12 protein-coding genes and 1 riboswitch are annotated in these 13,749 nt (G+C 44.4%); of the genes, 6 read left to right on the top strand and 6 right to left on the bottom strand.

The genetic code is table 11. The features are described from left to right. The first annotated feature begins 334 nt into the window (after positions 1-334). Positions 335-514, top strand: coding sequence for a hypothetical protein (locus KTO58_RS17045; RefSeq protein WP_095838215.1), 180 nt, complete (start codon positions 335-337; stop codon positions 512-514). 60 nt (positions 515-574) lie between these two features. Here the strand turns inward: KTO58_RS17045 and KTO58_RS17040 are convergent, their stop codons facing one another. After that, positions 575-955, bottom strand: a complete 381-nt coding sequence (locus tag KTO58_RS17040) for a winged helix-turn-helix transcriptional regulator (RefSeq protein WP_095838216.1) — start codon at positions 953-955, stop codon at positions 575-577. A 119-nt stretch (positions 956-1,074) separates the two neighbouring features. Here KTO58_RS17040 and KTO58_RS17035 point away from each other — a divergent pair, with 119 nt between their 5' ends. Continuing rightward, complete coding sequence (locus KTO58_RS17035; protein WP_095838217.1) at positions 1,075-2,070, top strand: MBL fold metallo-hydrolase; 996 nt, start codon at positions 1,075-1,077, stop codon at positions 2,068-2,070. 79 nt (positions 2,071-2,149) lie between these two features. On the opposite strand, the gene KTO58_RS17030 is transcribed toward KTO58_RS17035, so the two are convergent. Both KTO58_RS17030 and KTO58_RS17025 read right to left on the bottom strand, forming a co-directional pair. Next, on the bottom strand, positions 2,150-4,528 hold the full coding sequence (locus KTO58_RS17030; protein WP_095838218.1) for a ribonucleoside-diphosphate reductase subunit alpha: 2,379 nt from the start codon (positions 4,526-4,528) through the stop codon (positions 2,150-2,152). Positions 4,529-4,601: 73 nt separating this feature from the next. Then, positions 4,602-5,573: a ribonucleoside-diphosphate reductase small subunit gene (locus tag KTO58_RS17025; protein ID WP_095838219.1), complete on the bottom strand. Its 972-nt coding sequence runs from the start codon at positions 5,571-5,573 to the stop codon at positions 4,602-4,604. A 135-nt stretch (positions 5,574-5,708) separates the two neighbouring features. Further along, positions 5,709-5,937, bottom strand: a riboswitch (cobalamin riboswitch). 374 nt (positions 5,938-6,311) lie between these two features. Here KTO58_RS17025 and KTO58_RS17020 point away from each other — a divergent pair. Then, positions 6,312-6,953, top strand: a complete 642-nt coding sequence (locus KTO58_RS17020) for an ABC transporter ATP-binding protein (RefSeq protein WP_095838220.1) — start codon at positions 6,312-6,314, stop codon at positions 6,951-6,953. Positions 6,954-6,969: 16 nt separating this feature from the next. Further along, positions 6,970-8,094: a hypothetical protein gene (locus tag KTO58_RS17015; RefSeq protein WP_157752891.1), complete on the top strand. Its 1,125-nt coding sequence runs from the start codon at positions 6,970-6,972 to the stop codon at positions 8,092-8,094. Between the two features lie 60 nt (positions 8,095-8,154). Here the strand turns inward: KTO58_RS17015 and KTO58_RS17010 are convergent, their stop codons facing one another. After that, positions 8,155-8,712, bottom strand: coding sequence for an NADPH-dependent FMN reductase (locus tag KTO58_RS17010; protein WP_095838222.1), 558 nt, complete (start codon positions 8,710-8,712; stop codon positions 8,155-8,157). A gap of 450 nt (positions 8,713-9,162) precedes the next feature. Between KTO58_RS17010 and KTO58_RS17005 the strand changes: the two genes are divergently transcribed. After that, the gene (locus KTO58_RS17005; protein WP_095838223.1) at positions 9,163-10,086 is read left to right on the top strand and encodes a terpene synthase family protein; all 924 of its coding nucleotides are present in this window, start codon (positions 9,163-9,165) and stop codon (positions 10,084-10,086) included. Positions 10,087-10,346: 260 nt separating this feature from the next. After that, positions 10,347-11,999, top strand: a complete 1,653-nt coding sequence (locus KTO58_RS17000) for an ATP-binding response regulator (RefSeq protein WP_198315210.1) — start codon at positions 10,347-10,349, stop codon at positions 11,997-11,999. Between the two features lie 13 nt (positions 12,000-12,012). Here KTO58_RS17000 and KTO58_RS16995 read toward each other — a convergent pair whose 3' ends face one another. Next, positions 12,013-13,104 (bottom strand): FecR family protein, encoded by a 1,092-nt coding sequence (locus KTO58_RS16995; RefSeq protein WP_095838225.1) that lies wholly within the window; start codon positions 13,102-13,104, stop codon positions 12,013-12,015. A 49-nt stretch (positions 13,105-13,153) separates the two neighbouring features. Then, positions 13,154-13,699 (bottom strand): RNA polymerase sigma factor, encoded by a 546-nt coding sequence (locus KTO58_RS16990; protein ID WP_157752892.1) that lies wholly within the window; start codon positions 13,697-13,699, stop codon positions 13,154-13,156. Positions 13,700-13,749: the final 50 nt, after the last annotated feature.

Genomic DNA, 13,749 nt, shown 5'->3' with positions numbered 1-13,749 from the left:
TAGACTGCACTGGTATCTCTGTAAATCTGACTTGATATTTTCGGTGGTCTGTGACATAAGTTCATGTGCAGATTACCTCTACAGATTTGATAAGCAGGTGTGGGAAAAACATATTATTATCTAATGATATAGTATCAGGAGACTATAAGGACGACAAAATGAAATGGTATTGCTGACAGGGTCTATTTAAAAGAGAGGGCGTTTGGAGGTAATATATATACTGCAGCAACACTACAGCGATAGTCATTAATTTAACAGGGATAACCTGAATTCCACGAATGGGGCACTTATTGAATGATGCTGTCTCCATTCAAACCATTAAATTAATCTTGAGATGAAAACCTTGAAAACTTTCGGTATTCCGATGAGCCGTACAGAAATGAAAAAAGTGAACGGTGGCACTCAAAAAGACATTGTGGCTGGCTGTTCTCCCAAGGCTTGTAATGCAAAATGTATGGCGGAAGCCGGTTTTGGTGGTCAATGCTATAACGGTTCCTGCTACTGCCTGGGTTAATCACAGACCGTATACTGTTTAAAAACACCAAGGGCTGACGAAAGTCAGCCCTTGGTGTTTTTATGATAAGGTATTATTTGGAGGAGGGCAGGGGAGACAGGTAATAGTGGGTTTGTTTTCCCGGATCAATTGTTTTTCACCCCATATACGCAGGTGGTCGATAAAAGGGATCAGTTCTTTACCTACTGGTGTAAGCGTGTATTCTACCCGTGGCGGTACTTCGTGGTATACCTGTCTGTGCACTAATTCATCTTCTTCCAATTCCCGGAGCGTCTGTGTCAGCATTTTAGGAGTGATATCGATGATCGCTCTTCGCAGTTCGCCATAGCGAAGTACGCTATGCTGATGGAGATACCATAGTAATCTTCCTTTATACTTTCCTCCGATACGTCGGAAGGCATAATCAACGGCACAGATGGGATTGTCTATATTTTTGTTCATTTTGGATTTCCTTATCAATTGATTTTCAGCAATAGTATATTTTAGGTATGTAAGATACTAAAAAGTGCATACTTGTCAGGTAGATAGTAGTCCAATAAATTTGTTTGTAAATAGGTAAAATGCAAAGGCGGACATTATTTAAAAATATCTTCTTACTAGGATTGGGGGTGGCCATGCCGTTAAGGCGTTTATGGGCTGCGCGGGATTGTTCACGTATAGAGAAGTTTCCTTTCCACCGGTTTAGTTTAGGAGAGTTGGAATTGACGGTTGTCACGGACGGGTATTTGCATATGAGCCCGGTGCAACCATCCTTCGCACCTGGGATAGATTCGGCGGTTGTCAATCAGTTATTGCGGGAAAGTTTCCGGCCGACGGATGCTATTGATCTTGGTATGAATATCCTGGTGATCAGGAAGGGGGAGCGGCGGATATTGGTAGATACGGGTGCCGGCGCCGGGTTTGGTCCGAAGTCAGGCTGGCTTCCACGGACATTGGAAGATGCCGGTATCCGGCCGGAGAATATTACTGATATTGTATTTTCTCACGCTCATCCTGATCATATAGGTGGTTTATTCAGGCAAGATGGGAGTCTGGTATTTCCTCATGCAAAGTTGTATCTGTCTGCCCTGGAGTATAATTTTTGGACAGGGGATCATCCGGACTTCTCCCACAGTAAGTTCCCGGACAAGCAACAGTTGTCGCAGATGATTGCTGATATCAGGAAAACGTTGGTGGCCTTAAGACCCCGGTTACATTTGTTTGAGGATGGGGATGAGTTATTGGGTTGTATCCGTTTGGAACTGGCGGCAGGGCATACTCCGGGTCATACGTTGGTCCATATTTTTTCCGGTGGCCGGGAGTTGGTACATATTGCGGATCTGCTACATTCAGACGTATTGTTGTTCCCGCATCCTGAGTGGGGGTTTTTCGGGGATACAGATTTTAATCAGGCTGTGGCAACCCGTCATCAGGTGTTGGCAAGGTTGGTGGAACGAGGGGAGTCTGTTTTCGCTTATCATCTGGCCTGGCCTGGTTTGGGCCATGTGCGTAAGAAAGGGGCTACTTATGAATGGGTAGGCGAAACCTATGCAATTCCTGATCCGGCAAAAGGATAAGATATATATCATAAAGAAGGCCGGCTTCTATCTGTAAGGATTCGAAGCCGGCCTTTTATCGTATACTTAAATGGTTTGTTTAGGCGCTGCAGGTTACGCAGCCTTCTTCCATTGTACATACCGCACCTTCCGGGATATCGTCGATGGCTATGGTGGAAGCTCCTTGTACAACTACTGGTTCTATTTGTTGTCCGCCTTGTTTTTCGACAGTGAATTGTACTGCCTGGGTAGCGGCTTGTGTACGCAGATAGTACATCCCGGTCTTGAGACCTTTTTTCCAGGCATAGAAGTGCATGGAGGTGAGTTTACCGGTATTAGGCGTATCAACGAACAGGTTGAGAGACTGGGATTGGCAGATGTAAGCACCGCGATCTGCCGCCATATCTATGATCGTACGTTGTTTGATCTCCCAAACAGTTTTGTACAGCTCTTTGATATTAGAGGGGATCTCTGGTATTTGCTGGATGGAACCGTTGGCGGCAATGATCTTGTTTTTCATGTCGTTGTCCCACAATCCTAATTCCACCAGGTCTTTCAGTAAGTGTTTATTCACCACTACGAATTCGCCACTCAGTACGCGGCGGGTGTAGATATTGGAGGTGTAAGGTTCAAAGCACTCGTTGTTACCAAGGATCTGAGAGGTAGAAGCGGTAGGCATAGGAGCGAGCAGCAGGGAGTTGCGAACGCCATGTTCTATTACTTCAGCTCTTAATGTTTCCCAGTCCCAGCGAGAGGTAGGTGTTACATCCCACATATCGAATTGAAATATACCTTTAGAGATGGGTGATCCGGGGAATGTATCGTAGTGGCCATCTACTTTTGCCAGGTCTTTGGAGGCGGTCATGGCAGCGAAGTAGATCGTTTCGAATATCTCTTTGTTCAGTTGTTTGGCCTCTTCGCTTTCGAATGGATAGCGCATGAGGATAAAGGCATCTGCCAGGCCTTGTACACCGAGTCCGATGGGACGGTGACGTAGGTTACTGTAGCGGGCTTCATCAACCGGGTAGTAGTTGTTGTCGATGATTTTGTTGAGGTTACGGGTAGCCTGGTAGGTTACATCGTATAATGCTTGATGATCGAAGTGACCATCTACCACAAAGCGAGGTAGTGCGAGGGATGCCAGGTTACATACTGCTACTTCGTTTGCATCGGTATATTCTATGATCTCTGTACAGAGATTAGAACTTTTGATGGTGCCGAGGTTCTGCTGGTTGGATTTACGGTTGGCAGAGTCTTTATACAGCAGGTATGGTGTTCCTGTTTCGATTTGTGCATCGAGGATGGCGAACCAAAGGTCTTGTGCTTTTACAGTTTTGCGTGCGCGGCCTTCCTGTTCGTATTGTGCATAGAGTTTCTCAAATTCTGCACCCCATGTTTCGTGCAGTCCTGGTGCTTCGTGTGGACAGAACAGGGACCATTCGCCATTGGATTCTACTCTCTGCATAAACAGATCGGGTACCCATAAGGCGAAGAAGAGATCGCGTGCACGCATTTCTTCTTTACCGTGGTTTTTACGGAGGTCGAGGAATTCGAACACGTCTGCATGCCAGGGTTCGAGGTAGATGGCAAAAGCACCTTTACGTTTACCACCACCCTGGTCTACATAGCGGGCGGTGTCATTAAATACACGCAGCATGGGAATGATACCATTGGAGGTACCGTTGGTGCCGCTGATATAGGAACCGGTGGCCCGGATGTTGTGAATGCTTAAGCCGATACCGCCAGCGCTTTGAGATATCTTGGCTGTTTGTTTGAGGGTATCGTAGATACCTTCGATGCTATCATCCTTCATGGTGAGGAGGAAGCAGGACGACATCTGTGGTTTAGGTGTGCCGGCGTTAAAGAGGGTGGGGGTCGCATGCGTGAACCAGCGTTCGCTCATGAGATTGTAAGTTTTGATAGCAGCATCAATATCATCTTTATGGATACCTACGGCTACGCGCATGAACATGTGCTGAGGGCGTTCTGCTACTTTACCATCTAATTTGAGGAGGTAGGAACGTTCCAGGGTTTTGAAGCCAAAGTAGTCGAAAGCGAAATCACGATCGTAGATGATGTTAGAGTCCAGTATTTCCGCATTTTTACGGATCACTTCGTATACATCGTCTGATAACAGCGCTGCTGGTTTATTTATCTTCGGATCGATGTAGTCATACAGTTTTTTCATGGTCTTAGAGAAAGACTTCACTGTATTTTTATGCAAGTTACTTACTGCAATGCGGGAGGCCAGCAATGCATAGTCCGGATGTTTGGTTGTGAGGGAGGCGGCTGTTTCTGCAGCCAGGTTGTCCAGTTCTGTGGTCGTTACGCCATCATATAAACCCTGAATCACTTTCTTGGCCACGTCTATTGCGTCTACATATTCCGCATTAAAGCCATAGCACAGCTTTTCTATGCGGGCGGTGATCTTATCAAATTTCACCGCTTCTTTTCTTCCGTCTCTTTTGATTACGAACATGGGAAGTGAATTTATTAGGTTAGTAATTAAGTATATGGAATCCGGAAGGTATTTATTCCGGGCAGGATATATATTAGAAGTCTTCTTCCAGGCTGAAGGTCTGGGTTTCTTTATTCCCCATTACACCCGCTTTCTGGTAGTCGCCCACACGTTTTTCGAAGAAGTTGGTTTTACCCTGGAGTGAGATCATCTCCATGAAATCGAATGGATTGGAAGCGTTAAATATTTTATCGTATCCCAGTTCTTTGAGCCATCTGTCAGCAACGAATTCGATGTACTGTTGCATGAGCCGGCTATTCATACCGATAAGGTCTACGGGTAGTGCATCTGTAATAAATTCTTTTTCGATGTTCACGGCATCCATGATGATGGCATGTACGGCTTCCTGGGTCAATTTATTTTCGAGCATGCTGTACAGGAGGCACGCAAATTCGCAATGGAGACCTTCATCACGGCTGATGAGTTCGTTGGAGAATGTCAGCCCTGGCATTAATCCTCTCTTTTTAAGCCAGAAGATGGAGCAGAAGCTACCGCTAAAGAAGATACCCTCTACGGCGGCGAAGGCGACGAGGCGTTCGGCAAAATTGCCATTTTCGATCCAGCGCAGTGCCCACTCAGCTTTTTTCTTTACAGCAGGTACGGTATCGATGGCATGGAACAGTCTATCTTTTTCTGCAGGATCTTTCACATAGGTATCGATCAGCAGGGCGTAAGTTTCGGAGTGTATGTTCTCCATCATGATCTGGAAACCGTAGAAGCAGCGCGCTTCCGGTATTTGTACTTCGCTCATGAAGTTGACGGCGAGGTTTTCATTTACGATACCGTCGCTAGCTGCAAAAAAAGCAAGTACATGTGATATGAAGTGGCGTTCGCCATCGTTGAGGTTCGCCCAATCTTTCAGATCTCCGCTCAGGTCAATCTCTTCCGCTGTCCAGAAACTGGCCTCGTGACGTTTATATGTTTCCCAAATTTTAGGGTAATTAATTGGCAACAACACAAAACGGTCTTTATTCTCTTTCAACAAGATTTCATTCTCGTAATTCATATGCAGCGATTTTAAATATTTGAATTCTTTTTCCTGTCCCTATTGTTGGCGGATCCTGGAGACACGAAGGCTGACAACTATCTTGTGGGAGAGAGCAGTGTCACTTTCGCCAATACCCTGATACGCGAAGGTTTTGACAAATATGTTGCGTTGGCAGGTATGCTGGCTTTCCGTTATTACAACTTTCCCCTTTTCAAGATAGAAAACGGTGATTTTCAGGTAATATCAGGTTGAATTTGCGGCTTCAACCTCTTCCTGGTATATGGAAGTGGATCACAGTAGCGCGTCTGCCCGTGATTTTCACACGGTTCCCCCCATTAATCCCGGGTTTGCGCGCCCGGGAACCAATGCAACAAAGTCAAGAACTGCTACAAATGTACAGACCTGCGATTGCGTGAGCAGATTTAATTGCTCACAGCCTGTGGAAAAATGATGTAGGTAAAAATAGAACAATCCGGAAGATGTGCAGGGGTGGGCATTTCGTGTCAAGATACCCTACAGCGGTTGAAGATTATTAGAAATATTACTATTTTATTACTTGTTTTCGGAATGGTATATTAATTGTAAATGTTGTTAATTAAATTAATACATTAATAGTTCAGACCTATATTTATGTCATATTTTTTAAATATACGTGTCGTTTTGACGAGTGGAAATATTTTTAATAAGGGTTGCTGAGACCGGCTTGTTTTTTTGGACTTCCGGCTTTTCAGGTTTTCGGAATCTTAGACAAATTTTATGTCAGCTATTTTATTAAAGGATATAAAAAAATATTACGGGGATACACTTGCCTTGGATATAGGGCATTTATCACTGGATGAGGGCATCTATTGGGTACAGGGGGGGAATGGCGCCGGTAAGACTACCTGGTTGAAGGTGATGGCAGGTTTGCTTTCCTTCCGGGGGGAGATCCTCTTACAAGGAGCCGTGAGTAGCCTTCATCATCCGGTTGCTTACCGGCGGAAGGTCAACTATGGAGAGGCGGAGCCGTTGTATCCAGGGTTTCTGACGGGCAGGGAGTTATTACGGTTGTACCTGAGTACCAAGGGTGGAGATGCTGACCGCATTCTGGAATTGGGGGCGGCGATGGGGGTAAATGATTTTTTGTTACGCCCGGTCAGTACGTATTCCAGTGGTATGTTAAAAAAGTTGTCCTTATTACTAAGTTTTACGGGAGTTCCTTCGTTGATATTATTGGATGAGCCGTTGATCACGCTAGACGTACAGACGATCCCATTATTATATGATATGATCAGGGAGTGGCGTGAGGAGTATGGTGTCACTTTTTGTATTACTTCTCATCAGGTGATTGCGGAAACGGAGTTTGCTGTAAATGGAACGCTCCTGGTGGAGAACCGTCAGGTGCGGATAATCGGATGAGAAAAAAATGAAAGGTATGTTTGAGTCATTTCGTTTGTTGAGTAAGATATTTACAAGTCGTTTCTATATTACGAATACCGGCTTTTTTCTGCTGCTGTTCTACCTGTTATTTGGGGTGGTGGAAGGTGGACAACTATTGCAATATCACGTGGGGTTAATGAAAGGATTTCTGCAGCACCGGGGCTTTTTGTTGGTGGTATTGGGATTATGGTTGTTGTATAACGGAAAGTGTCTGTATTTTATATTAAAGACGATACAGACACCTGGGTATGGTTTTCTCTATCCTGTGATAGGGTCTTTGTCAAGATGGCGAAGATATATACTCTGGTGTTCAATACAGATCACTATTTACTTTCCGGTACTTGTTTATGCCGGAATTTCAGCAGGGGTGGCCGCAAAGATGGGATTGTCGGGTACTGCGTTCTTATTGTTGCTATTCAATATACTGATGTGTATACTACCGGTGGCGATATACGATAGAAAACTGTGGCGTCCCGAGTTGGCTGATTTTACCGGTCATTTTCAGCAATGGTTAAACCGGCGTTGGGTAAGGCCATTTTCGCTGTATTACATATTTGAGTTACTGACGAATCATACCCGGATGTTGCTGAGTACAAAAGTATTTTCAGGTGCTATATTATTGTTGACCTTTATGTTAATGCGCACAACGGTTTATGATGATCGGGTAGTGCTGTGTGGTGTATTGTTGAGTTGCATCATTCATACGGGCGTGATATTTTATCACCGTTTTTTTGAGGACCAGTATCTGCAGTTCACGCGTAACCTGCCGATGCAGTTGGCACAAAGATACCTGCAGCTTTCGTTCACTTATTTCTTTCTTTTTCTGCCTGAATACCTGTTGATCGTAGTGAATACCTGGCGATTCGCGGGGGTATTGCCATTGTTAGGAATATTGTTTTTTGCACATTCGTTGTTACTGCTATTCCGTTGTCTGATGTATTTTCCCCGTTTTAATCCTGATCTACATTTGCGGTGGGCACTGGCTGTTTCTTTTGTAGTGTTGTTCCTGGTGTTGGGATATTGGTACCTGCTTACCGCATTGGTGTTACAGTTGGTAGCATTGTGGATATTTATACGGCGTTACGACAAGTATGAGCCGTTGAATGCTGCTATTATCTGATCTCGTTTTTATATGGTGATCGATACCTGCTTAAATAACAGGCAGGTATCGATCAGGTTATTATTGTTTATCACTTAATGTGGCCAGGGCATGTAATAGTACCGGAATCTGTTTGCTGGTGGTTTCATCAGTCAGGGTACCTTCTTCATTGAATTTCTGCTGAGCGGCGCTGATCATGATCTCTGGTTTGTTAACCACATTGGCATTGAGGCAGACTAATACCTGTCTGAGGTGATATTGCATACGGGCTGTGCCCAAAGTGCCTATACTGGCGCCCATAATAGCTACTGCTTTTCTGTCCAGCGGTTTTGCCGCATGGCGGGATAATACATCGATAACATTTTTGAGACCGCCTGGTATGGAATAATTATACTCCGGAGATACGATCAATAAGCCGTTGGAGGCGATTATTTTCTGTGCTAATTCTTCCGCAGCTGCCGGATATGCTGCAGCGTGAATGTCCGTATTATATATCGGAATATCGCTGATATCCACCTGTTCTATCGTAATGTTTGCTGGTGCTAATTGTTGGGCAGCTTTGAGTGCGAAGGTATTGAATGAGCCTTTACGGAGGCTACCGGAGATAGCAATAAAATGGTAATTCTTTTCAGCAGTCATGAATGTAAACTATTTAGGATCGCTGCAAATATATAAAAAGTAGCAGGAGTGGATGCAGAGGAGAAGCAGCGTGTTAATGAAGCGTTAATGCCTCCCTGTAACACGGATTATTAATTATTTTAGCGTTCTAAGAATGCTTCTAATTGACATGGTATCCCGCACTGCAAAGTGTGGGATACCTATTTCAGAACAATGATATCAGGTTATTATCTGTTGATGGGCCCGTATATCCTTATACTATGATGCGAATAATACGAACTGTCCTTAATCATTAATGTTATGACCCGGTTAGCTCAGTGTTTTCTACATAGCGGGAATCGCTTGTAGTTGTTGCTTATTTGATTGTTTATGAAGATGATCGAATTTCCTGTTTAAATGTGATTGTCATTTTTAAGGCATCTTATGGAGATGTCATTGAATGAATTTTCCTATTCAAAATAATCATGCCAGATGATACCAGATATGTCATTGCTTTATTATCCTATGGAGGATACCAATAGTTTATTTGCTAATGAGATCGAGTTACAGATGACCCGTTGGATTGATGAGTACGAGCTTCCAGACTCTCTTTCGGAAAAGTACAAGCGTTCGCGTTTCGGAGATCTCACCACCCGTTTTTTTCCCCATGCCCGCAGGGAGGTATTGGAGGCAGGAGCACTACATATGCTGGTGTTTTTTGCTTTTGATGACTTATATGCCGGTAAACAATTAGATGAGTTGCGCGCCGCCTGTGAGGAGGCCATTGGCTACCTGGAAGGGTATATGTCGCCACGCAACCGGCATGTAGTCGTCGAACAGTTCGGTTTGCTGCGGGAGTATCTGTTGCCGATGTCTTCTGCGGAATGGATGTCGAGGTATATACAACATGTACGGCAGTACTTCGACGCGATGCTGACTGAAGCCTTTCTGGCAGGGGCTGCTATCTATCCCAGTGCGGATTATTATAAAATATTACGGGAAAACCTGGTCGGGCTATATCAGTTAGTTGATTTTGTAGAGTTGGAGATTGGGTTGATTCTGCCACCGACATTGGTTGCTCATCCCTTTACCAGGAAGTTGCGGCAATTGGCAGTATTGATCATGAGTTGGTGTAATGACTATTACTCGGCATTGAAGGAAATGAAGGATGGAGAGTTGATGAACCTGGTGTTGATTATATGCCAGGAGCAGGGTTGTACGCTGGAGGCTGCTTACGACCAGGTAATATCCTTACATAATCAGCAGATGGATGTTTTTATGCGCATGTGTAATAATCTGCCAGCCTTATTCAAGCAGGACGAAGGGTATCTGCGTTATGTTGCACATTTACAATTGATGGTGGGTGGACATAAGACATGGACGGAACATACCTTCCGGTATAGTAGTGCTTTTTGATGAGGCAGGTAGGTTGGGATAAGTATATGGAATTGGAAAATAATATTGATTAAATTCGTGTATCATTTTATTTGGCTTCGGGACAGAATGAAGCATGAAAACCTCCAAAATCTTTCTGTATGTACTGATTTATTAGTATTATTTTAAATTAATCCTATATGAAAAGCCCTCAACTAGCTACCCACATCCGACTACCCCTGAAAGTATTATATAAATCCTTTATGTACCTAAAGCGCCCCGTTTTTTTAAGATTTCTGTTGATGACCGGAGTTACTCCATCTTGTGATGTAGAGACCAGGAGTAATATTATCACTGTTAATACGCTTAGCTGGACTACAGCGATTGTTGCTGTTTGCGGGCCTGCATTTATTTATTTTTTTATGTCGCCTGAGCGGTGGGTATTGATACCCGGTGTTATTGAGGCATTAGCTTGCTTGTTAGTAGTATATCTTAATAAGCTCAAGCAGTACAGGGCAGCAACGGTGATATTTTATTTTTTACAGTGTGGGGCCATCTTGTATTTTGGGATGGCTTTTGACCGGAATGCTGGAGTACAACAGATGGCTTTTTTTCTGGGGGGGCTGGCATTACTTTTATTTAAGCGATGGTCATCGCGGATAGCTTGTTTTTTTCTGACACTTGTTACTTTATACTTACTGGAATTTAACTATAACAATCGGTTCTTTCCTCCGTTGGCAGGGGAGGAGTTGCCGGTACGTTCTATCGTTTTTCCTGTTATCCTGTTGCTGAATTTTATGGTGATATTACTATATGAATACAGTAAGGATCAAAAGCGGAAAGAAGCGGAGCGGATGAATAAATTGTTGGGGTTGTACATGCAGAAGTTATCGCATGAGGCTGGTAATTCTCTGAACCTTTTATGGGGGGCTATACAGGCGTATATGCCGGCGGACGGAGCGGAAGAGTCTCATATTCCTGTAGAGGATATGGAAGCGATGTATGTGACTTGTGCTGACCTGAAGCAGTTGAGCAGCAATTTGCTGTCGTGGTCGAAGATACAATCGGGTGTGCCGGATAGTGTATATAAACAGCCGTTGGTATTGAAGGATTGGTTGTATTCTATGGTAGACGCTTATCAGATGTTGGCGCGGCAGCATTCAATCCGGGTAATGCCGGATATCGCGGATGATCTGCCGCCGGCAATCCTGACAGATGTTAATAAGTTAAGTCGTATAGTCAATAATCTACTTTCCAATGCATTGAAATTTACAGACAAGCGATCGGTGATAAAATTAAGTGCAGGCTGTGAAAATGGTCGTTTATTCATCTCGGTAACGGATCACGGTCCTGGTATTGCGGATGATATGAAGGAGCGGATATTTGAACTGTACGTAAGCCAGCAAGGCCAATTACAGGTAGCTACCGGATTGGGGTTGCCTATTGCGTTACATTGGGCGAGATCCTTGGGCGGAGATATTACTTTGCAGACTACTAAAGGCTATGGTAGTACGTTTACACTGACGATGCCGATCGAAGAGGCGATTATCCCGGAAAAACGGAATAATCCGCAGCATTATCGTCCTTTTGATGATTTTGTAGTGTTAGTCGTAGATGATAACAACATGAGTATACGTATTGCCAGACTGGCGATGGAGCCATTGGGAATAAAGGTGATTGGGGCTGAGACGGCAGAGCAGGCTTATAACCGGATAGAACAATATTATCCCAATGCAGTATTGCTGGATCTGAACATGCCGCATATCGGGGGGCGGGAAATATTGGAGCAGTTAAAGGCCGATCGTCAAACCCGGCATATACCGGTGATCATTTCTTCGGCCAGTCATGAGCTACCGGAGATAGGTAAGGCGGACGGTGTATTGGCGAAACCATTCAAATTTGCTGATCTGTATCAATTATTGGATAAATTCCGGCCTCGGCAGGTTGTTGCCTGACGAGGGGGCGGTATTAACGCAGGTGTAATATTTTTTGCTGATCAAAGTAGTAGGATATCCCATCTGTAGCCCGCAAGTCTTCGAGAAAAGTTTCGATAGGTTTGTGCCGATCGATGATACCGAAGAATTGTTTTTGTCCTGCAGCAGGATCATCGATAACAATCTGTATACCGTACCAACGTGGTATGATATGGCTTACCTCTTCGAGTGTGGCGCCATAGAAAGTATAAATCCCTTTTCTCCAGCTCAATACTTCTTCTGTATCGAACTGCTGTGTTGTCAATTGGCTTCCTGTTTTGTATATCGATTGATAACCAGGTTGGAGGAGTACGCTATCCTGTGCTACTTTCATTTTTACTGCGCCGCTGACGAGTGATACCCTGATAGCTTGTTGTTCATAAGTGTTTACGTTGAATGCGGTGCCCAGTACCTGTACTTCCCCCTGTGGCAGCGCTACTATGAATGGATGTTCGGATTGTGCTGCGACCTGAAGATAAGCTTCACCGCTGATAGTGACCCTGCGGGCCTCACCCGAAAATGATAATGGGAATTTTAGTGTTGACGAGGCATTAAGCCATATTTCTGTGCCATCTGACAATTGCACATGATAATCTTTTCCAGGTGGAATAGATAGTGTGACCCATTCACTGGAGGCACTACTAGTGGCTGGGAGGGTAAGGGTCTGTTGATGATTGAGGAATGTTGTTCCGTTTTGCTTTAATGTGCCCTGGTGTGCGGACAGGTCTACTTTGCGGCCGTCGGCCATGGTAAGCAGGATTTGGTGTGAGTCTGTTGCTTTGTTTACCGGCTGCCACAGGTAATACCCGCCTGCTGTTATGATAAGCAGTAATAGGGCCGCTGCGGCAGACAGAAGGATTCGTTTGCGTTGTTTACGCGTTTGTATGACGGTCAGCACTTTGCCGGTACGAGCGGATAAGGAGGCGAGTATTTCAGGTGTTAGCGTCTGGTAGATATCGTCTTTCAGCCTGGCGGCGGTGGTGTTTTCGGCAAGTAGCTGATCCAGCAGGGATTTGTCTGCCGGGGAAATAGTACCTGCTATATCTTCCAGGATAAGATTTTCTATATGATCAAGGTCTGGATGCATATGTTCTAATATAGACAATGAAAAGTGTAACAGGTGATATTCTTATTTTCTATTTGATAGGTAAGAGCTTTTGGCGAAGTGTTTTGAGTGCTTTGCTTACTTGTAGTTTTACGGTGCCAACGGTAATATTCATTTCGCTGGCTACTTCTTTATGATTTTTGTGTTCCAGGTAGACGAGTTCGAAGGCTTTCCGGCTGGCGGGAGCGGTTACTTCGTTAATGGCGGTGTGGAGTATGTGTGAGAGTTCTTCGTTTTCTATTGGTACGAAGGAGGTACTGGCATCTTTGCTGTAGCGGTACAGGTCATGATCTTTTTGCTGGCGTTGCAATTTTTTCAGGCGATTGATGCATTTATTCCGCGTAGCGTTGAGCAGGTAATGTTTCAGGGAGGTATTGATCTGTATGGAACTTTTTTTATCCCATAGTGTGATGAAGACTTCCTGGACGATATCTTCTGCTTCCTGTTCGTGCCGTAGCATATAGTATGCTTTCATGAGTAGTAAGGTATGGTACTCATCAAATATGCGGGCATAGGCAAGGTCGTTACCTTCTTTACAGGCATTAAAGAGGTCGGTATCTGTTGATATTTCTTTCATAACAGCGGCATATACAGTGCTTGTGGACATACGCGGATGTAGGCGTATGG

Source organism: Chitinophaga pendula (genome assembly GCF_020386615.1).
In the GTDB taxonomy this organism is placed as follows: Bacteria; Bacteroidota; Bacteroidia; order Chitinophagales; family Chitinophagaceae; genus Chitinophaga; species Chitinophaga pendula.
The sequence above is the reverse complement of the archived record's forward strand: the minus strand, read 5'-3'. Positions and strand labels throughout refer to the sequence as shown.

Bases quoted from the DNA above. Each gene is read 5' to 3' on its own strand.
- KTO58_RS17045 (WP_095838215.1), top strand. From the start codon at position 335: ATGAAAACCTTGAAAACTTTCGGTATTCCGATGAGCCGTACAGAAATG.
- KTO58_RS17040 (WP_095838216.1), bottom strand. From the start codon at position 955: ATGAACAAAAATATAGACAATCCCATCTGTGCCGTTGATTATGCCTTC.
- KTO58_RS17035 (WP_095838217.1), top strand. From the start codon at position 1,075: ATGCAAAGGCGGACATTATTTAAAAATATCTTCTTACTAGGATTGGGG.
- KTO58_RS17030 (WP_095838218.1), bottom strand. From the start codon at position 4,528: ATGTTCGTAATCAAAAGAGACGGAAGAAAAGAAGCGGTGAAATTTGAT.
- KTO58_RS17025 (WP_095838219.1), bottom strand. From the start codon at position 5,573: ATGAATTACGAGAATGAAATCTTGTTGAAAGAGAATAAAGACCGTTTT.
- KTO58_RS17020 (WP_095838220.1), top strand. From the start codon at position 6,312: ATGTCAGCTATTTTATTAAAGGATATAAAAAAATATTACGGGGATACA.
- KTO58_RS17015 (WP_157752891.1), top strand. From the start codon at position 6,970: ATGTTTGAGTCATTTCGTTTGTTGAGTAAGATATTTACAAGTCGTTTC.
- KTO58_RS17010 (WP_095838222.1), bottom strand. From the start codon at position 8,712: ATGACTGCTGAAAAGAATTACCATTTTATTGCTATCTCCGGTAGCCTC.
- KTO58_RS17005 (WP_095838223.1), top strand. From the start codon at position 9,163: ATGATACCAGATATGTCATTGCTTTATTATCCTATGGAGGATACCAAT.
- KTO58_RS17000 (WP_198315210.1), top strand. From the start codon at position 10,347: ATGACCGGAGTTACTCCATCTTGTGATGTAGAGACCAGGAGTAATATT.
- KTO58_RS16995 (WP_095838225.1), bottom strand. From the start codon at position 13,104: ATGCATCCAGACCTTGATCATATAGAAAATCTTATCCTGGAAGATATA.
- KTO58_RS16990 (WP_157752892.1), bottom strand. From the start codon at position 13,699: ATGAAAGAAATATCAACAGATACCGACCTCTTTAATGCCTGTAAAGAA.